Here is a 20,170-nt window from a genome sequence, read left to right on the forward strand (position 1 = left end):
CGGCGGCCGTGCGTCGCTCGCCGCCGGCCGGACGTCAGCGCAGGTCGGGCGCGGTGGTCGCCTCGTGCCACAGGGCACGCTCGTCGTTGGCGGCCTTGACCTTGTTGAAGACGACGGCAGCCACGCCGACGACGCCGGCCAGGATCAGCAGCTTCTTGAACATGGGGCGACCCCTCGCGCTCGACTAGCGTCGGACGATGTGCGGTGGGGCTAGATGGAATCGAACCATCGACCTCAGAGTTATCAGCTCTGCGCTCTAACCGACTGAGCTATAGCCCCGCGTTGCGACGAGCAAGATTAACCCATCCGCTCTGCCGGCCCCAAATCGGGGTCCGAACCTGTGAGCCGGGCCGTCGCCGCCTGCAAAACCTACCCGAGTACGGGGCGCCGGAGCGACCGCATTCCGCGGTGCCCCGGCGCCCCGGTCTCACTCAGTCCCGCTCGGCGAGCGTCAGCTCGATCCCGCCGACCAGGTCGGCGCAGACGTTGTAGACGAACGCTCCCAGCGTCGCCAGCGCGGTGAACAGCACCACGTTGACCAGGCCGATCAGCGCCGAGCTGAGGATCACGCCCTTGGCGGTGATCTGGAACCCGTTGGTGCTCTGCCCACCGCCCGCGTTGACCAGGTCGCTGAGGCTGTCGTTGACGCTCTGGAACACGCCCATCGCGTCCAGCGCCAGGTAGAGCACCGACGTGGCGACCACCACGACGATGAACAGCACCACCGAGACGGCGAACGCGAACTTCATCACGGACCAGGGGTCGATCCGCTTGAGGTTCAGCCGGGCCCGGCGCGGTCCGCGGGACGCCGCCGAGCTGACCGAGGTACGCGCGGCGCGTACCGCCTCACCCACGCGAGCGGCCCCGACGGCCGACGCGTTGCCGATCCCCGGCGGCAGGCCACCACCGCTCGCGGGGCGACCGCCAGCGGCCGTACGCCCCGAGTCGGGCTGGGTCATGCCCGGCGTGATCCGCGGCTGGGTGCCGGTGGCCCCGGTCGATGTCGCCTGACCGGGCCGGGTGGTGATCGGCTGGGTGGTCGTCGGCCGAGCCGGGGGTGGGGCGGCCGCCGCGGGGGCCACCCCGGCGGACGTCGGTGCCTCGACAGCCGACGTCTCGGCCTTGGCGTCGCCCGATCCCCCGTCCTCGCCGGGCTGCTCCGGCGGAGGTGTCATGCCGGGAGCCCGGGTGAATTTCGGGGCAGGCGCGTCGGCGGGAACCGTGGCCCGGCCCACGGCCGCGCGGCCGGTCGCTGGTGTGCCGCCCTTGGCGGCCTCCTCGTCGACCGGGTTGGCCGAGGTCCCCGTGTTCCCCGACTTCGCCTGTGTCTCCGTCATTCAACTAGTCCTGTTCGTCAGGCTCGTCGGCATTGCGAGCAATCGCCACGATAGTCACGCCGTCCGGGAGGTCCATCAGCTTGACCCCCATTGTGTTCCGGTCACGCGTACGGCGTACAGGCTTCACCGGAGTCCGGATGACACCACCGTTGCTGGTGATCGCGAACAACTCGTCGTCTGGGTCGATCACCACGGCACCGACCAGACCACCGCGCCGTTCGGTGATCTTCGCAGTCAGCACGCCCTTACCTCCCCGGCCCTGCACCGGGTATTCCTCGATCGGGGTACGTTTCGCGTATCCCCCGTTCGTGGCCACCAGGACGTCCAAACCGTCCCGAACGACCTCCATGGCGAGCAGGACGTCGTCGTCCGTGAAGCGCATGCCGATCACGCCCGAGGTGGCCCGGCCCATCGGCCGCAGCGCCTCGTCGGAGGCGTTGAACCGGATCGCCTGCGCCTTCTTGGAGACCAGCAGCAGGTCGTTCTCCGGCGCCACCAGCGCAGCACCGACCAGCTCGTCCTCATCGCGCAGGTTGATCGCGATGATTCCGCCGGAACGGTTGGAGTCGAACTCCTCGAGCCGCGTCTTCTTCACCAGGCCGTTCTTCGTGGCCAGTACCAGATAGGGGGCTACCTGGTAGTTCGGGATTTCGATGATCTGCGCGATCTGCTCGTCGGGTAGGAAGGCGAGCAGATTGGCCACGTGTTGGCCCTTGGCTACCCTACTGGCCTCCGGCAACTCGTACGCCTTGGCCCGGTAGACCCGACCCTTGTTCGTGAAGAACAGGATCCAGTCGTGCGTCGAGCATACGAAGAAGTGGCTCACGATGTCGTCCTGCCGCAGCGTGGCGCCACTGACGCCCTTGCCGCCGCGCCGCTGCGAGCGGTACAGATCGACCTTGGTCCGCTTGGCGTACCCCGTCCGGGTGATCGTGACGACCACGTCCTCCCGGGCGATGAGGTCCTCCATGGAGACCTCGCCGTCGAACGGAATGATCTGCGTCCGCCGGTCGTCGCCCCACTTGGCGACGATCTCGCCGAGCTCCTCGGAGACGATCTTCCGCTGCCGCTCCGGCTTGGCGAGGATGTCCTTGAGGTCGGCAATCTCGATCTCAAGCTTGGCCAGATCGTCCACGATCCGCTGCCGCTCCAGGGCGGCCAGTCGGCGCAGCTGCATGTCGAGGATCGCGGTCGCCTGGATCTCGTCGATCTCCAGCAACCGGATCAGGCCCTGGCGGGCGTCGTCCACAGTCGGCGACCGCCGGATCAGCGCGATGACCTCGTCCAGGGCGTCCAGCGCCTTGCCGAGACCGCGCAGGATGTGCGCCCGCTCCTCGGCCTTGCGCAGCCGGAACGCGGTCCGCCGGCGGATCACGTCGATCTGGTGCTCGACGTAGTAGCGGATGAACTGGGCCAGGTTGAGCGTGCGCGGCACCCCGTCGACCAGCGCCAGCATGTTGGCGCCGAAGGTCTCCTGGAGCTGGGTGTGCTTGTAGAGGTTGTTCAGCACCACCTTGGCGACCGCGTCGCGCTTGAGCACCAAGACGATCCGCATGCCCGTACGCCCGGAGGACTCGTCGCGGATGTCGGCGATGCCGGCGAGCTTGCCCTCCTTGATCAGCTCGGCGATCCGCTCGGCGAGGTTGTCCGGGTTGACCTGGTAGGGCAGCTCGCTGACGACCAGGCAGGGCCGACCCCGCTTGTCCTCCTCGACCTCCACCACTGCGCGCATCCGGATCGAGCCACGACCCGTGCGGTACGCGTCCTGGATGGCGGTCGTGCCGACGATCAGGCCGTGGGTCGGGAAGTCCGGGCCCTTGACGATGCCGAGCAGGGCTTCGAGGGTGGTCTCCTCGTCCTCCTCGGGGTGCTCCAGGCACCACTGCACCGCCGCGCCGATCTCCCGCAGGTTGTGCGGCGGGATCTTGGTGGCCATGCCGACCGCAATGCCCTCGGAGCCGTTCACCAACAGGTTGGGGATCCGCGACGGCAGGATCGTGGGCTCCTTGGCCCGGCCGTCGTAGTTGTCCTGCAGGTCGACGGTGTCCTCGTCGATGTCCCGCAGCATCTCCATCGCGAGGGGGTCGAGCTTGCACTCGGTGTAGCGCATCGCGGCGGCCGGGTCGTTACCGGGCGAGCCGAAGTTGCCGTTGCCGTCGACCAGGGGGTAGCGCAGCGACCAGGGCTGCGCCATCCGGACCAGCGCGTCGTAGATCGCCGAGTCGCCGTGCGGGTGGAACTGACCCATCACGTCGCCGACGACCCGGGAGCACTTCACGTAGCCGCGGTCCGGCCGGTAGCCGGAGTCGAACATGGCGTAGAGGATCTTGCGGTGGACCGGCTTGAGCCCGTCCCGGACGTCCGGCAGCGCGCGCCCGACGATCACGCTCATCGCGTAGTCGAGGTAGGAGCGCTGCATCTCCACCTCGAGGCCGACCGGCTCGATCCGGTCGTGCGCGACCACGGCGGCGAGCGCCTCGGCGGGAACCTCGGGCTCGTTCGGTGTGGACTCGGGGGAATCGGTCACTGTATACCCTTATCAGACTCAGAGTCGTTTTCGTGCTGTGGATAACGGCTGTGGATACCGACCAAGCTGTGGATAACTCTGTGGATCGGCGAACCGGCCGGGTCTTGCCCGACCGGCCCGCCGAGGTCCGTCAGATATCCAGGAACCGCACGTCCTTGGCGTTGCGCTGGATGAACGACCGGCGCGCCTCGACGTCCTCACCCATCAGGACGCTGAACAACTCGTCCGCGGTTGCGGCGTCGTCGAGCGTGACCTGACGCAAAGTACGCGTCGCCGGGTTCATCGTGGTTTCCCACAGCTCGGGATAGTTCATCTCGCCGAGGCCCTTGAAGCGCTGGATGTCGTCCGGCTTGGCGTTCGGCTTCTTCTGCTGGCGCAGCGCGATGAGCCCGTCCCGCTCGCGGTCGGAGTAGGCGTACTGCGCGTCGTCGCCCTTCTTGTTCCACTTGATCTTGTAGAGCGGCGGAGCGGCCAGGTAGACGTGGCCCAGCTCGACAAGCGGACGCATGAAGCGGAACAGCAGGGTGAGCAGCAGCGTCTGGATGTGCTGGCCGTCGACGTCCGCGTCGGCCATCAACACCACCTTGTGGTAGCGCAGCTTCTCCATGTCGAAGTCGTCGTGGATGCCGGTGCCCAGCGCGGTGATCAGCGCCTGGACCTCGTTGTTCTTCAGGACCCGGTCGATCCGGGCCTTCTCCACGTTGAGGATCTTGCCGCGGATCGGCAGGATCGCCTGCGTGCGCGGGTCGCGACCCTGCTTGGCCGAACCACCGGCCGAGTCGCCCTCGACGATGAACACCTCGGACTCGCGCGGGTCGGTGGACTGGCAGTCGGCCAGCTTGCCCGGCATCGAGCCGGATTCCAGCAGCGACTTGCGCCGGGCCAGCTTGCGCGCCTGCTGCGCGGCGATCCGGGCACGGGCCGCCTGGGACGCCTTCGTGATGATCATCTTGGCTTCGGCCGGGTTGCGGTCGAACCAGTCGACCAACCACTCGTTGCAGACCCGCTGCACGAAGCTCTTCACCGGGGTGTTGCCGAGCTTGGTCTTGGTCTGGCCCTCGAACTGCGGGTTGGCCAGCTTGACCGAGATGATCGCCGCGAGCCCTTCCCGGATGTCCTCGCCGGAGAGCTTCTCGTCGCCCTTGAGCAGCTTCTTGTCGGTGCCGTACCGGTTGACCACGCTGGTCAGCGCGGACCGGAAGCCCTCCTCGTGGGTGCCGCCCTCGTGGGTGTTGATCGTGTTGGCGAAGGTGTAGACCGACTCGCCGTACGACTCGTTCCACTGCATGGCGATCTCGACCGACATGCCCTCCTCCTCGGCGCCGAACTCGACCACCGTCTTGTGGATCGGGTTCTTGGAGGCGTTGAGGTGCCGGACGAAGTCGGCGATGCCGCCCTCGTAGTAGAAGGTGACCTCGCGCTGCCGGCCGTCCTCCTCCTCGGCCACCCGCTCGTCGAGCAGGTGGATGCGCAGCGCGCGGTTGAGGAAGGCCATCTCCTGCAGGCGCCGATAGATGGTCTGGAAGTCGAAGTCGACGGTCTCGAAGACGTCGGGGTCGGGCCAGAAGGAGACCGCCGAACCGGTGCGGTCGGTGGTCTCGCCCTTCTCCAGCGGGCTCGGCTTGGAGTTGGTGTAGTGCTGCCGCCACACGGAGCCGGACTTGTGGATCTCGACGAACATCCGCGTGGAGAGCGCGTTCACCACGGAGACACCGACGCCGTGCAGACCGCCGGAGACCGCGTACGCCTTGCCGTCGAACTTGCCACCCGCGTGCAGGATGGTCAACGCGACCTCGACACCCGGCTTCTTCAGCTTCGGGTGCAGGTCGACGGGGAAGCCTCGGCCGTTGTCGGTGACCCGGACGCCGCCGTCGGCGAGTAGCACCACGTCGATGGTGTCGCAGTATCCGGCCAGCGCCTCGTCGACCGCGTTGTCGACGACCTCCCAGACGAGGTGGTGCAGACCGCGTTCGCCAGTCGACCCGATGTACATACCGGGCCGCTTGCGGACCGCCTCCAGCCCCTCGAGAACGGTGATCGACTCTGCGCCGTACTCCTGCTTGTCCTGCGCTGCCACCCTCGGCCACTTTCTCGCGTCGTCGGCGCCGGGAGGGCGCGTCGGGCGCGGGTTCGGCGGACAGGACGCGACGTCGGCGCGCGGACCGGTGCCGGAGACCTCCGGACAGCGGGTCGAACGCGCCGGTCGCCGCGGTTGCCCGCGGATCGCGATCGGCTCGACCCGGAGGGGAGAATGAACCTGGGCCACCGGCCCCGTCCCTCGCCCCGCACCCGGGTCTTCGTCTCGCTGTCAATCCTACTGTGCGCGGAGGACAGAACCACCACTCGGCACCCTCAACGAGGCGGCTGAGATGTCCGTAGCCGGCAGAACCCCATTACCCTCGACTCCCCCCACACGCCAGGCTCCGATCGGACGCGCCGCCCCCGGACGGGTTGACCCGCGCTCGGGCGGGTCGGGGGTCGCGGCCGGACCGTCCGTGCCGTACGTTTGCGGCGCCCCGGAAGCGGCCTTGATCTTTACCGGCCGGAACCGGGACGATCGACCCGATCGACCCGACACGTGCTCTCTAAGAGGTGACAGATGGGGCTGGACAACGTCGCGGTGCACTGGCCGCGGACCGGCCGCTTCTACGATCCGGTGGCGCCGGCCGAGTTCGTCGACTTCGGCGAGATCGTCGACCTGCCACGGATCTCCGCGCCGACGGCGGCGCTGGCCGAGCTGATCGCGAAGACCGGCACCGTCCGGGCGACCGCGTACACCGAGCTGGTGGATCTCCTGCTCGGCCTCGAAGGTGTGTTGTATGCCACAGACGCCGCCGCCGAGGACGAGGATCCGGTGATCGACCCGGACGGCTGCGCCTGGATCGCCGGCGGCATCGAGCGGTTCGTGGCCGGCCACCGGGAGTACGGCGAGACGGTCACCTTCGACTCGGTGAGCACGGTGCTGCGGGCGCTGCTCGGCGACGGCCGGCTGGCCGAGCAGCAGCTGCGCTGGCTGGAGACCCGACTCGACGCGCTGCGCGACGAGCGCGGTGATCCGCCGCAGTGGAACTTCACCTGCGCGGAGCTGGGCGTGCTGGCGGCGTTCTACCGACGCTGCGCCGAGCGCGGCTTCGCCGTCTACGCCGACGCCTGAGCGGCTGTCGCGCTCTGCGGGGCGGCCGGGTCGCCGCCGGGCCGGTTGGCCGCCGCGATCACCTGCGTGAGCACCGCGTGCAGGTGCTGCAGGTCCTCGACGGGCAGCCCGAGGCGTTGCACGATCGCGGCCGGGATCCGCTCGGCCTGGGCGCGCAGCGCGGCGCCGGTGGCGGTGAGGGTGACGGCGAGGCTGCGCTCGTCGGCGGCGTCGCGTTCCCGGCGCAGGTAGCCGGCTGCTTCGAGCCGCTTGAGCAGGGGCGACAGGGTGCCCGGGTCGAGCTGTAGCAGCCGGCTGAGGTCGCGGCCGGACAGCGGCGCGTGCTGCCACAGCGCCAGCATCACCAGGTACTGCGGGTGGGTCAGCCCCATCGGTTCCAGCAGCGGCCGGTAGACGGCCACCACGCTCCGTGCGGCGACCGACAGGGCGAAGCACACCTGTTGCTCCAGCGCCAACGGATCGACGCCCTCCGGCTGTCCGCTCATCGGTTGCTCGCTGACTGCATGCTGACTATCGTAGCGATCGTTGGTGTGCCAATCATTGGTGTGGCAACTGATCGCGTGTGGAGGGACTGCGGATGAGCGAGGACGGCACGGCGAACAGGACGCCGGGCGAGGGTGGTCGCCTGATGCGGTGGACGTTCCGGAACCTCGCCGGCCCGGCCGACGGGGTCGCGGGCGCCGTGCAGGGTGGCTCGGCCGAGGCCCGCGAGGCGTGGAAACGCGACCTGGCCGAGCGCAAGCGCTACACCCAGGAGCAGCGCGAGCGCAAGCGGGCGGCGCGCGAAGCCGACCGGCGGCGCTGAGCGGGCGGGGCTCAGCCGTACGTGTCGCGCGGCCCTCGACCGCGCACCCGGCGCGGCCCCTTCTGCCAGGACGGCGCGGCCGGGCCGTGGATGTGCAGCTTGCGCACCACGTTGTGACCGACCTCCTGGGCGATCTGCTTGAGCAGCGAGCCGGCGAGCAGCCGCAGCTGGGTCGCCCAGGCCGTCGAGCGCGCTTCCACGGTCAGTTCGCCGTTCTCCAGCTTGACCGGCCGGCTGTGCTGGGCGACCTCGGCGCCGACCACCCGCTCCCAGGCGCCGAACACGGTGGCCTCGGCGGCGGGCTGCTGCCAGCCGCGCGCCTTGACCAGCCGGTTCAGCACCGCGCTGAGGGGTTGCGGGTCGCGCGGGTCGGGGCCGGGGCCCGAATAGCCACGCAGCCGGCGCCCCGAACCGCCGGCGCCGTCCGCGCCGCTCCCGGGGGTACGCCGGGTGCGCGCCGCCGCCTGCCGGCGCGACAGCGCCGCGTCGAGCACCGCCCGGGCCAGCTCCGGCCCCGCCGGCCCGCCGCCGTCGACACCGGCCGCGCCGCTTCCGGCCGCGCCCGGACCGGCGGCGCCGTCTCCGGTCGCTCCCGACTTTGCGGTACGCGCGTTCGCGGCGTCACCGGCCTGCCGGCCGCTGCCGGTGCGGTTGGCGCCTGACCGCCTGGCGTCCGGTTCATCCGACACGACGTACCGTCCCCTCACCGACCTGATAGCGGGTGCCGCGCAGCGCGGCCGGCACGTCGTCGTCCACGGCGCAGGTGACCAGCAGCTGACTGGCCCCGCCGACCAGCTCCGCCAGCCGCTCCCGGCGCCCGGTGTCCAGCTCGGCGAAGACGTCGTCGAGCACCAGGACCGGTTCGATACCGTCGGCGCGCAGCAGGTCGTACCCGGCCAGCCGCAGGGCGAGCGCGAAGGACCAGGACTCGCCGTGGCTGGCGTACCCCTTGGCGGGGAGCGGACCGAGGGACAGGGCCAGCTCGTCGCGGTGCGGGCCGACGAGGGTGGTTCCCCGTTCGATCTCGGCGGTGCGGGAGGCGGCGAGCGCGGTCGTCAGCGCCTCCGCCAGCGTGGCCCGGTCGGTGGTCGGCTCGGCCAGCTCGATCGACGGCCGGTAGGCGATACCGGCCGCACCCCGCCCGGCGGCCACCGCGTCGTACGCCTTGGCGACGTGCGGGGTGAGCGCGGCGACCAGCTCCAGCCGCCCGGCGAGCAGCTCCGCGCCGTGCTGGGCCAGGTGGGTGTCCCAGACGGCGAGGGTGCCGAGGTCGCCGCCCCGAGAGCCGCCGGTCTTGCGGGCGAGGTACGCGGTGCGCAGCAGAGCGTTGCGCTGCTTGACGACCCGGTCGTAGTCGGCCCGTACGCCCGCATAGCGGGGTTGCCGGTTGACCAGGAGATCGTCCAGGTAGCGACGGCGCTCGGCCGGATCGCCGCGGACCAGTTCCAGGTCCTCCGGCGCGAAGAGCACCAGTCGCAGGGCGCCGAGCACGTCCCGCGCCCGCCGCGCCGGGGAGCGGCCCAGCCGCGCCCGGTTGGCCCGCCCCGGCACGATCTCCAGCTCGACGAGGAGTTCCCGGCCGTCGTGGACCACCGCGCAGCGGATCACCGCCGAGGTGGCGCCCATCCGGACCAGCGGCGCGTCCGTGGCGACCCGGTGCGAATCCAGGGTCGCCACGTAGCCGAGCGCCTCGACGAGGTTGGTCTTGCCGACGCCGTTGGCGCCGATCAGGACGTTCGCCCCCGGCTGGAGGTCGACGGCGACCCGCTCGTACGAGCGGAAGTCGACAAGTTCCAGCCGGTGGACGTACACAGGGTGTGGATACCGCTCAGCGCTTGTGGACGGCGTGGCCACCGAACTGCTGGCGCAGCGCGGCGACGGCCTTCATGGCGGGTGAGTCGTCCTGGCGCGACTGGAAGCGGGCGAACAGGGAGGCGGTGATGACGTTCAGCGGGACGGCAAGCCGGACCGCCTCGTCGACGGTCCAGCGCCCCTCGCCGGTGTCCTCGGTGTAGCCGCTCAGATCGGCCAGCTCCGGGTCCTCGTCGAGGGCCCGGTCCAGCAGGTCGAGCAGCCAGGAGCGGACCACCGTGCCCTCGCGCCAGGACTTGAACACGCCCGGGACGTTGGTCACCAACTCCGAGGCGGTCAACAGCTCGTAGCCCTCGGCGTAGGCGTGCATGAGGCCGTACTCGATGCCGTTGTGCACCATCTTCGAGTAGTGCCCGGCGCCGACGGGGCCGGCGTGCACGAAACCGAACTCACCCTCCGGCTTGAGCGCTTGGAAGATCGGCATGAGCCGGTCGACGTGCTCCTGGGCGCCGCCGACCATCAGCCCGTAGCCGTTCTGCCGGCCCCAGACGCCTCCGGAGACGCCGACGTCCACGTAGCCGATGCCGCGCTCGTTCAACCGCTCGGCCCGGGGAGCGTCGTCGCTGAAGCGGGAGTTGCCGCCGTCGATGATGATGTCGCCCTCGCCGAGCACCCCGGCGAGTTCGTCGATCGTGGCATCGGTGACGCCGGCGGGCACCATGACCCAGACCGCCCGCGGCGATTCCAGCTTCTGCGCCAGCTCGGCGAGGCTTGCCGCGTCGCTCAGCTGCGGGTTGTGATCGAAACCGACCACCTCGTGGCCGGCAGCCCGCAACCGCTCGCGCATGTTGCCGCCCATCCGGCCGAGTCCTACCAGGCCGAGCTGCATTTGTTCCTACCTCCGTGGATCTGGGTGTTGCTGGGCGCGATCAGCGAGACACGCGGATCGGCATGATGAGGTACCGATACCCCGGAATGGCCTCGCCATCCTCGCCGGCGGGTGAGATCACCGCGGGTTTGAAGGCGTCGACGAACGACAGCACGGCGGTCTGCGAGCCCAGGTTCGCCAGGCCGTCGATGAGGTACTGCGGGTTGAAGCCGATGGTCAGCGCGTCACCGGTGAAGGTGGCCTCCATCGCCTCGCTCGCCCGTGCCTCCTCGGAGCCGCCGGCCTCGACCACCAGCCCGTCGGCGCTGAAGCTGAGCAGCACCGGGGTGGTGCGCTCGGCCACCAGGGCGACCCGCTTGACGACCTCGATCAGGGTGCTGACCGACACCCGGGCCTCGGCGTTGTGGGTGGCCGGGAAGAGCGAGCGCACCGGCGGGTAGTTGGCGCCGTCGAGCAGCCGGCTGGTGGTGCGACGGGTGCCGCCGGCGAGGCCGACCATGCCCTCGCCCGCCGCGCCCTGAGCGAGGGCGAGGGTGACCTCGCCGCCCAGCGGGCCGAGCGCCTTGGCGGTGTCGTTCAGGGTGCGGGCCGGAACCAGGGCGTTGATGCTGACCTCGGGGTCGTCGGGCCGCCACTGGATCTCGCGCAACGCCAGCCGGTACCGGTCGGTGGCGAGCATCGACAGCGTGCTGCCGGAGAGCTCGACGCGGACGCCGGTCATCATCGGCAGCGTCTCGTCCCGGCCGGCGGCGATGGCCACCTGGGAGACCGCGGTGGCGAACGCCGCGGCATCGACGGTGCCGGCGCTCTGCGGCATCTCGGGCAGGGCGGGGTAGTCCTCCACCGGCATGGTGGGCAGGGTGAACCGGGCGCTGCCGCAGACCAGCTCGAGGTGGGCGCCGACCGCGGCGATGTCGACCGGCTTGGCCGGCAACGCCTTGGTGATCTCGGCGAGCAGGCGACCGGAGACCAGCGCGGCGCCGTCGGCGTCACCCTGCACCTCGACGGTCACCTGACTCGAAACCTCGTAGTCGAAACCGGAGACCCGCAGGTTGCCGTCGGTGACGCGGAGCATCACCCCGGCGAGCACCGGTACGGATGGCCGGTTCGGCAGGCTCTTCGCGGTCCACGCCACGGCCTCGGCGAGCGCGTCGCGCTCCACTCGGAACTTCATCAATGCCTCCGCGTCGACGTCAGCGACAACTCTCTCATGCCGACCGCTGCCTACCGTCCCGCCCGACCGTGCGGGTACCCATCGCACCTTAGGGCGCAGGGACATCGGCTGTGCGCCCGACCCCGTGGATCGTGTCGATGCTGACCGGCCTGTCCGGCAGCGTTCGGCCCGATCCACAGAAAGCCCAACGGTGATGATTGGTTTTTGTTCTCTTAGAAGAGATAACCCATCGTCTTCATCGCACCTGTGCAAACTGTGGAGAACTCGGGTCTGCGCAGCTCAGACAGGTTATCCACCGGTGAGTTGGCTGTGGAGAACCGGGGGTACAACTGCCTCGGGTGTCCACAGCCCGGCGACGACGGCCAGTTGTCCACCGTTGTCCACCGGTTGTCCACCGGTAATCCACCGACTTTCTCCCCATGCCTGTGGACGACCGAGAAGATCACCATTGCTGTTGTCCCCAGAACCTTCAACAGCTCGTACACAGGTCGACGATCATCGGTGGACAACCTGGTCGTTGTCCCCAGCCGTCCACAGCGTCGTACACAGGGTTTCTCCACAGCCTGTGGGTAACTGGCGGAGGACGGACCGTAGTTATCCACCGACGGTGGATAACGAGCTGTGGACAACGAGTGAGTATCAAGGTGGACACGGCGTCGATCCTGTGGTCTGCACCATGTCGAGGGTCAAGCCGAAGCCGCTCCGGGAGGCGAGCCGAGGCCCGCTGGAGACGAAAAAAAGACGCCCGGCCGGAGATCCGGCCGGGCGTGTCCGCCGCGTCGTGCGGCGTACCCCTCAGGTGTTCTGCTTGATCCGGTTGGTCAGCTCGGCGATCTGGTTGTAGAGCGAGCGCCGCTCGGCCATCTGCTGGCGGATCTTGCGGTCCGCGTGCATGACAGTGGTGTGGTCCCGGCCACCGAACGCCTGCCCGATCCGGGGCAGCGACAACTCGGTCAGCTCCCGACACAGGTACATGGCCACCTGGCGGGCGTTGACCAGGACTCGGGAGCGGGACTGGCCGCGCAGGTCCTCCAGGCTCACCCCGAAGTAGTCGGCCGTGGAGACCATGATCTGATCCGCCGTGATTTCCGGGCCGGCGCCGTCCGGGATGAAGTCCCGCAGCACCTCCTCGGCCAGCGACAGCTCGACGGTCGACCGCGTCAGGCTCGCGAACGCGGTCACCCGGATCAGCGCGCCCTCCAACTCCCGGATCGAGTTCGACACCCGGGAGGCGATGAACTCCAGCACGTCCGGTGGGGCGTACAGCCGCTCCTGCGCCGCCTTCTTCTGCAGGATCGCGATCCGCGTCTCCAGATCCGGCGGCTGGATGTCGGCGAGCAGACCCCACTCGAAGCGCGTCCGCAGCCGGTCCTCCAGCGTGGCCAACTGCTTCGGCGACCGGTCCGAGGTGATGACGATCTGCTTGTTGGCGTTGTGCAGGGTGTTGAAGGTGTGGAAGAACTCCTCCTGCGTACGCTCGCGGTTCTCCAGGAACTGGATGTCGTCGATCAGCAGGATGTCGACGTCGCGGTAGCGCCGCTGGAACGCGCTGGTCTTGTCGTCCCGCAGCGAGTTGATGAAGTCGTTGGTGAACTCCTCGGTCGAGACGTACCGCACCGACCGGGCGTTGCCGAGCGTCGTGGCGTAGTGCCCGATGGCGTGCAGCAGGTGCGTCTTGCCCAACCCCGAGCTGCCGTAGATGAACAGCGGGTTGTACGCCTTCGCCGGCGACTCGGCCACCGCCACGCTCGCCGCGTGGGCGAACCGGTTGGACGAGCCGATGACGAACGTCTCGAACATGTACTTCGGGTTCAGCCGGTTGCCGCCGGTGTCGGTGCCGGGCAGCCGGCGGTCGTCGCGGCCGCCCGCGCGGTGTTCCATCCCACTGCGGCCCGGACCGCTGTCCGTCGCACCGTCGCGGGGCAGCGAACGGATCACGTGCTGGTCCCGGGGGGACGCGGCGTCCTCGCGGTAGCGGGGCTCGTAGGGCCGGGTGTCGGGGCCGGGCGGGTCGAGGCGGGCCGCCTGCTCGTCGTACCCGCGCCGCTCGGGCGCCGGTCGGGGCGACCGCATCGGCTCGACGAAGGCCGCGCTGAAGAGGGCCTCCTGCCCGTCCCGGCTGGCGGGGATCAGGCCGGACCGGTGTCCGTCGACGGCCGACGCGGGAGGCGGACCCGCCGGCGCCGGCGGTACGGCGCTCGCGGGTGGGCGCTGCTGCTCACCGACGGCCTCGTCGGCCACACCTCGCCCGGTGTACTCGTCGCCGAGCGGGGCGGACGGCGGATCCTCGACGTCGAGCAGTCCCGGCTCGGGGGTGCTGCGGTAGACGGTGCCGGCCGGGCGCCCGGTGGCGTCCTCGGCCACCCGCACCGTCACGGCCACCTGGATCGGCCGGCCGAGCCGGCGGGTCAGCGCCTCGGTGATCGCCGGGCGGAGCCGCGACTCGATCACGTCCCGGGTGAACGCGTCCGGTACGGAGAGCAGCGCGGTGTCCTCGACGATCGCCCGGAGCCGGGTCAGCCGGAGGTAGGCACGTTGCTGGGCAGAGATGATCTCGTCGGCGAGCTCGTCGGTCGCCGCCAACCACACCGCGGCAAGGTCGGTCGTACCGGCCACCGTCGTGCCACCCCCTCGCCTCTGCTCCCGGCCGCCGCTGTCTGCCAGCCGGCCGTCCCGGGCCCGCCGCGTGCGCGGGTGGAACAACACCCACCCGGACAGCTGACCAGCGGTCGTCCACAGGTTATCCACAGCCTGTGTACCGACCGATTGTGGCCGCCCGCCGGGCGCGGGTGGGACCTGCCCCCTGCCTGGACGTGCGCTGAAGCGGGTTCACCGTGCCGAACGATTCACCAGCGTGTCCGGTCTTGCCTGCGCGCGACGACCGGAGCTTCCGACGCTCACCGCAATCGGGCACGGTAACAGCGTTGTCCCTGCCCCATCAACCGGCGACGCCGCAGCGGCCTTGTCGGCATCAGCGAAAACCGCCCCTTCGGTCCCGGGCGCGTCCCGATGTCCCCCGCTGTGGGTGTTTGACGGTCATTGCACCCCTGCGTAGGCTGGAGCGGCTGCTCTCTCGTCCTCTGCTAGGGTGATGGGTGCTTGCTGTCCGCGGTCGCATCCCCGCACCGCCGAGGTTCGGCTCCGCAGGGCAGCACCGATCGGTGGCCACCGTCGAGGTGGCCTGGACCACCCCACGACCCCGGCGATCCCGTCGCGCGGGGCGCGTACGAAAACGGAGAGCCTGACGTGAGCAAGCGCACCTACCAGCCGAACAACCGCCGGCGCGCGAAGACCCACGGCTTCCGGCTGCGCATGCGCACCCGTGCCGGCCGTGCCATCCTCTCGAGCCGCCGCGCCAAGGGTCGCACCACCCTGTCGGCCTGAGCCGACCGGGCCGGTCCGGGGGACGTGGGCAGTCGTGCTGGCCGCCGCACAGCGACTGCGGCGTAGCACTGACTTCGCCGCAGCGGTTCGCGGTGGCCGTCGCGTCGGTCGAGGCGCGGTCGTGGTCCACCTGACCATGCCGTCGGCCACCGGGACCAGCACAACGACCTCGCCGGAGCCGGCGCGGGACACCGTTGCGGAGCAGCCCTCCGCTCCGGCCCGCGCCGGCTTCGTCGTATCCAAGGCCGTCGGGAACGCGGTGGTCCGCAACAAGGTCCGGCGTCGACTGCGGGCGCTGGTGCGGGAGCGGCTGGGCGCGCTGCCCGCCGGCAGCACCCTTGTTGTCCGGGCGCTGCCCGCCGCGGCCGAGGCGTCGTATCCCCGGCTCGCCGCGGATCTGGACTCCGCCATCGCGGTTGCCCGCACGCCCCGGGAGAGGCGGTCCCGGTGAGCACCGACCCGACCGCCCCGCGCCCGACGTCAACCGGTGCCAGGGTGCTGATCGCGCCCATCATCGCGTACCGTCGGTGGATAAGTCCGGCACTGCCGGCTCGCTGTCGGTTCTACCCGTCGTGCAGCGCGTACGCCCAGGAGGCGGTGGCCCGGCACGGCGCGCTCCGGGGAGCCGCGCTGGCGGTCCGGCGGCTGTTGCGCTGCCACCCCTTCCACCCTGGTGGACATGACCCGGTGCCGGAGCCGGGCGGTCGCCGCCGTGCCGATGTGACTGGAGCACCGAATTGAGTCTCGACTGGATCTACTACGCGATTTCGTGGATCCTGCTGACCTGGCACTCCGCCTGGGACGCCATCGGGGTGCCCATCGACGCGGTGATCGGCACCAACTTCGCCTGGATCCTGGCCATCGTCTTCCTGGTGGTCTCCGTCCGGGTGATCCTGTTCCCGGTCTTCGTCAAGCAGATCAAGTCCCAGCGGGCGATGCAGGCACTGCAGCCCAAGGTGAAGGAGCTGCAGGAGAAGCACAAGGGTGACCGGGAGACGCTCCAGAAGGAGATGATGGAGCTCTACCGGAAGGAAAAGGCCAACCCGCTCATGGGCTGCCTTCCGATGTTTCTCCAGATCCCCGTCTTCCTGGGCCTCTTCCACGTGCTGCGCCGCCTCGACCCGTTCAAGTCGGAAGACAAGAAGACGATCTACGGCTGGACTGTCGACCAGTTCAACAGCGCCTCGCACGCGAAGCTCTTTACCGCGCCGCTGTCGGGCAAGTTCGGCTCCAGCGCCGACGAGCTGGCCCGTCTCGGCGCCAACGGCACCACGGTCAAGATCATCGCCGGTGTCCTGGTCCTGGTCATGATCGCGACCACCTACCTGACCAGCCGTCAGATGATCCTCAAGACCGGTTGGGCTGAGGACCCGCAGCAGCGGATGATCCAGCGGCTGATGCTCTACGGCATCCCCGCCTCGCTGTTGATCTCCGGCTCGATCTTCCCAATCGGTGTGATCATCTACTGGGTCACGAACAACCTCTTCACCCTCGGGCAGCAGCAGTGGGTGCTGCGGAAGTTCCCGCCGCCGGTGACCGCCAAGAAGGCCACCGCCCCCGCGGCCACTCGCAACCCGGTGCAGCCCGCCAAGTCGGGCGGCCTGTTCGGGCGCGGCAAGGCCGCCCCACCGGCCCCGGTCAAGGCGACCGCCCCGAAGGTGGCGGGCCCGAAGCCGGGCGCCAAGCCGGCCAACCCGAAGAAGAGCCGCCCGGCCAAGCGGCAGGGCTGACCCTCGTAGGGCCGCCGCCGGGCAACCGGCGGCGGCCCGACCCCGCACCGCGCAGCCGCCGTACGGCCGGCGCCGGGCGGAACCGACCGCGCGCGGCGCGGTCACGGGCGACACTGCCCGTACAGACGTGCCCGTGGGCACCGGCGACCTCCCGCCGGCCCCGGGAAACCAGCGGACCCGACGGTCCGGCCGAGCGAGTACGGAGATGAGACCGTGACCGAGACCAGCATCCCCCGCGCCGAGCAGTCCCTGGACGAGGAGGAGACCGCGACGCTCGCGGTGGACGGCGACGACACCGAGGACGACGAGACCGAGGCCGACGGCGACGACACCGAGGCCGCCGCCGGTGGTCGTGAGAAGAAGGCCGTGGGCGAGTCCGACCTGTTCCGGCAGAGCGAGATCGCGGCCGACTACGTCGAGGGGCTGCTCGACATCCTCGACTACGACGGCGACATCGACGAGCTGGTCGCCGGCGGCCGTCCGGTGGTCGAGGTGGTCGGCGCCCGACTGCAGAACCTGGTCGGCCAGCGCGGCGCCACCCTGGAGGCGCTTCAGGAGCTGACCCGGCTTGCCGTCTTCCGGCAGACCGGTACGCCGAGCCGCCTGCTGCTCGACGTCGGTGGCTACCGGGCGAACCGCCGCAAGGAACTCGCCGCCGTCGCCAAGAACGCCGTCGAGAAGGTCAAGGAGTACGGCGAGCCGGTGCGCCTCGATGCGATGTCCGCGTTCGAGCGCAAGTGCGTCCACGACGTCGTCAACGCCATGTCCGGCGTGGAGAGCGAGTCGGAGGGCGTCGAGCCCAACCGGCGCATCGTCGTCCGGCCGGCGGACTGACTCCGTTGACCCACGACGACACCACGGCTGACGCCGTGACCGGCCCGGGCGGCACGCCGTCCGGGCCGTCCGCTGTCCGGCGTGCCACCCCGGGCACCGACCCGACGGAGTACGACGAGACTGACGGCAGCCCGGCCTCGGCTCTCCCCGTCGACGGTTCGCCATCCACGGCCGCCTCGGCCGACGGCACACCGTCGCCGTCGGACGTCGCGCTGCCGCCCGAGCTGGCCCCGGCCGCACTGACCCTCTTCGGTGACCGGCTCGACCTGGCCGCCGCGTACGCCGAAATCCTGGCCACCGACGGTGTGGTCCGCGGTCTGATCGGCCCGCGCGAGGCACCCCGGATCTGGGACCGTCATCTCCTCAACTGCGCCGCGGTGGTCGAGCGCATTCCGACCGGGGCGAGCGTGCTCGACGTGGGCTCCGGCGCCGGTCTGCCCGGTCTGGTGCTGGCCATCGCGCGCCCTGACCTGACGGTCACCCTGATCGAGCCGCTGGCTCGGCGGACGTCGTTCCTGATCGAGGTCGTTGAGCGGCTCGGCCTGACCAGGTCGGTACGCGTGTTCCGCGGCCGCGCCGACGAAGCCGCCAGCGGATCGAGTGGTCGGGACCCGATCAGCGGCGACGTGGTGACGGCCCGCGCGGTCGCACCGCTGGACCGGTTGGCGACCTGGTGCCTCCCGCTTGCCGTGCGGGGTGGGCGGCTGCTGGCGCTCAAGGGGTCGTCCGCCGCTGCGGAGATCGAGGAGCACGCCGACGTCGTGGCGCGGCTCGGTGGCGGGGAAGCCGCCGTGCACCTCTGTGGTGTCGGAGTGATCGACCCGCCCACGACCGTGGTGGAGATCGTCCGCGAGCGGATGGTCGGTCCGGCCCGGCCTGCTGCCAGTAAGCGCTCCCGCGGCGGGCGAGCTCGCCGCCGCTGACCATCGCGCCATCGGGCGTCCGGTCGGAGGGTTGCCTCGTTGTACCGGTACGGATGGACGAGGGAATGAGAACCCGACGTGGACCGGCCGCGCCCGTCCGCCGTAGGCTGACCGCGCGTCGATAATGTGGAGCGGCCGACGGACGTCGCGGACTCCGGCCGCTCCCGAGGGGCCGTACGCTCCGGGGTGCGAGCGCGGGTGTGGCCAAGTTGACCGGGGCGCGGACCGACCATCCGAAGCGGGCAGGGATGACAGGTGCATGACGACGGCAGGTACGACGATCCACGCGTGACCGGGTCAACCAGCGACCCTGTTTCACGTGAAACCGACTACCCCAGCTGGTCGCCCGGTGCCACCGGGGCGTCCACCCCTCCGGCGGACAGCGATCCGCTGGTATCGCGGGACGACCCGGCGGTTCAATTCACCGGGTCGGAGACTTCCGAGCCGACGGCTGGGCGTCGAGCATCGGACGGACCGAGTCGACCGGTCAACGCCGCCGAGGTGCGACAGCCGCTCGGTCGGCGGAACACGGCTGCGGCGGTCCGCTTCGAGCCAGCAGTGCCGCACCAGCCGACCGCCGCTGCGGTACGCGATTCCGCACCGGTGGTTCCGGACGTACCGGTCGCTTCGACCGAGTCGCTGGCCGCGGTCGCGGCCGATCCCACGTACGTTTCACGTGAAACCCCGACGCGCGAAGAGGATGACCCACCGTTGGCTATGGAGGCGATGCGCGCCGTGCAGATCCTGAATCCCAGTGGCGAGGTGACCATGCCTCGACCGGACCGGACCCGGGTCATGTGCGTCGCCAACCAGAAGGGCGGCGTGGGTAAGACCACGACCACGGTCAACCTCGCGGTGGCGCTCGCCCTGCACGGCAACCGGGTGCTCGTGGTCGATCTCGACCCCCAGGGCAACGCCTCGACCGGCCTCAACGTGCCGCACCACACCGGCATCCCCGATGTGTACGACTGTCTGATCAACAGCGTGCCGCTCTCCGAGGTGGCGCAGGCGGTCGAGGGCATCCCCAACCTGTGGTGCGTACCGGCCACGATCGACCTCGCCGGCGCGGAGATCGAGCTGGTGTCGGTGGTGGCGCGGGAGTCGCGCCTCGACCGTGCGATCGCCGCCTACCCGGGCCAGTTCGACTACGTCTTCATCGACTGCCCGCCCTCGCTCGGCCTGCTCACGGTCAACGCTCTGGTCGCCGCGCAGGAGGTGTTGATCCCGATCCAGTGCGAGTACTACGCCCTGGAGGGGCTCAACCAGCTGATCAACAACATCAACCTGGTGCGGCAACACCTCAACCCGAAGCTCGACGTGTCCACCATCCTGCTCACCATGTACGACAGGCGTACCCGCCTCGCGGACGCGGTCGAGCAGGACGTCCGGAACCACTTCGGCGACAAGGTCCTCCAAGCGGTCATCCCCCGCAACGTGCGGGTCTCCGAGGCACCCAGCTACGGCCAGTCGGTGATGACCTACGATCCCGGTTCGCGGGGCGCCACGAGTTACTTCGAGGCCGCCCAGGAGATCGCCGAGCGGGGCGTCAAGGAGCCGGTGGGTCGGAATGCGTAGTGGGGACAAGTCGCTGGGAGGCGTGG

Annotated in this window: 19 protein-coding genes and 1 tRNA gene; 9 read left to right on the top strand and 11 right to left on the bottom strand. The window is 70.2% G+C overall.

Annotation, left to right across the window (positions count from 1 at the left end):
- Positions 1 to 34: 34 nt before the first annotated feature.
- From ACGGAQ_RS06835 to gyrB, 5 genes are all read right to left on the bottom strand, one after another.
- On the bottom strand, positions 35 to 163 hold the full coding sequence (locus tag ACGGAQ_RS06835) for a DLW-39 family protein (RefSeq protein WP_007453934.1): 129 nt from the start codon (positions 161 to 163) through the stop codon (positions 35 to 37).
- 42 nt (positions 164 to 205) lie between these two features.
- Positions 206 to 279, bottom strand: a tRNA-Ile gene (locus ACGGAQ_RS06840).
- A gap of 152 nt (positions 280 to 431) precedes the next feature.
- Positions 432 to 1,337: a DUF3566 domain-containing protein gene (locus ACGGAQ_RS06845; protein WP_393045286.1), complete on the bottom strand. Its 906-nt coding sequence runs from the start codon at positions 1,335 to 1,337 to the stop codon at positions 432 to 434.
- Between the two features lie 4 nt (positions 1,338 to 1,341).
- Entirely contained in the window at positions 1,342 to 3,864 is a 2,523-nt protein-coding gene (gene gyrA / locus ACGGAQ_RS06850) for a DNA gyrase subunit A (protein ID WP_393045288.1), read from the bottom strand.
- A 130-nt stretch (positions 3,865 to 3,994) separates the two neighbouring features.
- Positions 3,995 to 5,941: a DNA topoisomerase (ATP-hydrolyzing) subunit B gene (gyrB, locus tag ACGGAQ_RS06855; protein ID WP_393045290.1), complete on the bottom strand. Its 1,947-nt coding sequence runs from the start codon at positions 5,939 to 5,941 to the stop codon at positions 3,995 to 3,997.
- 522 nt (positions 5,942 to 6,463) lie between these two features.
- Between gyrB and ACGGAQ_RS06860 the strand changes: the two genes are divergently transcribed.
- Entirely contained in the window at positions 6,464 to 7,018 is a 555-nt protein-coding gene (locus ACGGAQ_RS06860) for a hypothetical protein (RefSeq protein WP_234584449.1), read from the top strand.
- On the opposite strand, the gene ACGGAQ_RS06865 is transcribed toward ACGGAQ_RS06860, so the two are convergent.
- The gene (locus tag ACGGAQ_RS06865) at positions 7,003 to 7,503 is read right to left on the bottom strand and encodes a MarR family winged helix-turn-helix transcriptional regulator (protein WP_393045292.1); all 501 of its coding nucleotides are present in this window, start codon (positions 7,501 to 7,503) and stop codon (positions 7,003 to 7,005) included. The genes ACGGAQ_RS06860 and ACGGAQ_RS06865 overlap by 16 nt on opposite strands.
- A 92-nt stretch (positions 7,504 to 7,595) precedes the next feature.
- Here ACGGAQ_RS06865 and ACGGAQ_RS06870 point away from each other — a divergent pair, with 92 nt between their 5' ends.
- On the top strand, positions 7,596 to 7,823 hold the full coding sequence (locus tag ACGGAQ_RS06870; RefSeq protein ID WP_354854848.1) for a hypothetical protein: 228 nt from the start codon (positions 7,596 to 7,598) through the stop codon (positions 7,821 to 7,823).
- 11 nt (positions 7,824 to 7,834) lie between these two features.
- On the opposite strand, the gene ACGGAQ_RS06875 is transcribed toward ACGGAQ_RS06870, so the two are convergent.
- The 5 genes from ACGGAQ_RS06875 to dnaA form a co-directional block, all read right to left on the bottom strand.
- On the bottom strand, positions 7,835 to 8,512 hold the full coding sequence (locus ACGGAQ_RS06875; protein WP_393045295.1) for a DUF721 domain-containing protein: 678 nt from the start codon (positions 8,510 to 8,512) through the stop codon (positions 7,835 to 7,837).
- Entirely contained in the window at positions 8,502 to 9,635 is a 1,134-nt protein-coding gene (gene recF, locus ACGGAQ_RS06880) for a DNA replication/repair protein RecF (RefSeq protein ID WP_393045297.1), read from the bottom strand. Before recF ends, ACGGAQ_RS06875 begins: the two co-directional genes overlap by 11 nt.
- 16 nt (positions 9,636 to 9,651) lie before the next feature.
- The gene (gene gnd / locus ACGGAQ_RS06885; protein WP_393045299.1) at positions 9,652 to 10,524 is read right to left on the bottom strand and encodes a phosphogluconate dehydrogenase (NAD(+)-dependent, decarboxylating); all 873 of its coding nucleotides are present in this window, start codon (positions 10,522 to 10,524) and stop codon (positions 9,652 to 9,654) included.
- A 40-nt stretch (positions 10,525 to 10,564) separates the two neighbouring features.
- Positions 10,565 to 11,698, bottom strand: coding sequence for a DNA polymerase III subunit beta (gene dnaN / locus ACGGAQ_RS06890; RefSeq protein WP_357573711.1), 1,134 nt, complete (start codon positions 11,696 to 11,698; stop codon positions 10,565 to 10,567).
- A 795-nt stretch (positions 11,699 to 12,493) separates the two neighbouring features.
- Complete coding sequence (gene dnaA, locus ACGGAQ_RS06895; RefSeq protein WP_393045302.1) at positions 12,494 to 14,446, bottom strand: chromosomal replication initiator protein DnaA; 1,953 nt, start codon at positions 14,444 to 14,446, stop codon at positions 12,494 to 12,496.
- A 498-nt stretch (positions 14,447 to 14,944) separates the two neighbouring features.
- Here dnaA and rpmH point away from each other — a divergent pair, with 498 nt between their 5' ends.
- The 7 genes from rpmH (at position 14,945) to ACGGAQ_RS06930 (ending at position 20,144) form a co-directional block, all read left to right on the top strand.
- Positions 14,945 to 15,082, top strand: a complete 138-nt coding sequence (gene rpmH, locus ACGGAQ_RS06900) for a 50S ribosomal protein L34 (RefSeq protein ID WP_007453904.1) — start codon at positions 14,945 to 14,947, stop codon at positions 15,080 to 15,082.
- Between the two features lie 34 nt (positions 15,083 to 15,116).
- Positions 15,117 to 15,533, top strand: coding sequence for a ribonuclease P protein component (gene rnpA, locus ACGGAQ_RS06905; RefSeq protein ID WP_393045305.1), 417 nt, complete (start codon positions 15,117 to 15,119; stop codon positions 15,531 to 15,533).
- On the top strand, positions 15,530 to 15,823 hold the full coding sequence (gene yidD / locus ACGGAQ_RS06910; protein ID WP_354854837.1) for a membrane protein insertion efficiency factor YidD: 294 nt from the start codon (positions 15,530 to 15,532) through the stop codon (positions 15,821 to 15,823). The genes rnpA and yidD overlap by 4 nt, the downstream gene beginning before the upstream one ends.
- Positions 15,820 to 16,812: a membrane protein insertase YidC gene (yidC, locus tag ACGGAQ_RS06915; protein ID WP_393045307.1), complete on the top strand. Its 993-nt coding sequence runs from the start codon at positions 15,820 to 15,822 to the stop codon at positions 16,810 to 16,812. Before yidD ends, yidC begins: the two co-directional genes overlap by 4 nt.
- Before the next feature lie 279 nt (positions 16,813 to 17,091).
- Positions 17,092 to 17,646 carry a protein jag gene (locus tag ACGGAQ_RS06920; protein WP_393045703.1) on the top strand — a complete coding sequence of 185 codons (555 nt, stop codon included), beginning with the start codon at positions 17,092 to 17,094 and terminating at the stop codon, positions 17,644 to 17,646.
- 224 nt (positions 17,647 to 17,870) lie between these two features.
- The gene (gene rsmG / locus ACGGAQ_RS06925; RefSeq protein ID WP_393045705.1) at positions 17,871 to 18,569 is read left to right on the top strand and encodes a 16S rRNA (guanine(527)-N(7))-methyltransferase RsmG; all 699 of its coding nucleotides are present in this window, start codon (positions 17,871 to 17,873) and stop codon (positions 18,567 to 18,569) included.
- A 255-nt stretch (positions 18,570 to 18,824) separates the two neighbouring features.
- Positions 18,825 to 20,144 carry an AAA family ATPase gene (locus tag ACGGAQ_RS06930; RefSeq protein ID WP_393045309.1) on the top strand — a complete coding sequence of 440 codons (1,320 nt, stop codon included), beginning with the start codon at positions 18,825 to 18,827 and terminating at the stop codon, positions 20,142 to 20,144.
- Positions 20,145 to 20,170 lie beyond the last annotated feature (26 nt).

The organism is Micromonospora sp. NPDC047557 (assembly GCF_043205095.1).
Taxonomy (GTDB): Bacteria; Actinomycetota; Actinomycetes; order Mycobacteriales; family Micromonosporaceae; genus Micromonospora.

Coding starts and splice junctions, on each gene's coding strand:
- dnaN (WP_357573711.1), bottom strand. CDS start 11,698: ATGAAGTTCCGAGTGGAGCGCGACGCGCTCGCCGAGGCCGTGGCGTGG.
- ACGGAQ_RS06865 (WP_393045292.1), bottom strand. CDS start 7,503: ATGAGCGGACAGCCGGAGGGCGTCGATCCGTTGGCGCTGGAGCAACAG.
- ACGGAQ_RS06835 (WP_007453934.1), bottom strand. CDS start 163: ATGTTCAAGAAGCTGCTGATCCTGGCCGGCGTCGTCGGCGTGGCTGCC.
- gnd (WP_393045299.1), bottom strand. CDS start 10,524: ATGCAGCTCGGCCTGGTAGGACTCGGCCGGATGGGCGGCAACATGCGC.
- ACGGAQ_RS06845 (WP_393045286.1), bottom strand. CDS start 1,337: ATGACGGAGACACAGGCGAAGTCGGGGAACACGGGGACCTCGGCCAAC.
- ACGGAQ_RS06860 (WP_234584449.1), top strand. CDS start 6,464: ATGGGGCTGGACAACGTCGCGGTGCACTGGCCGCGGACCGGCCGCTTC.
- ACGGAQ_RS06870 (WP_354854848.1), top strand. CDS start 7,596: ATGAGCGAGGACGGCACGGCGAACAGGACGCCGGGCGAGGGTGGTCGC.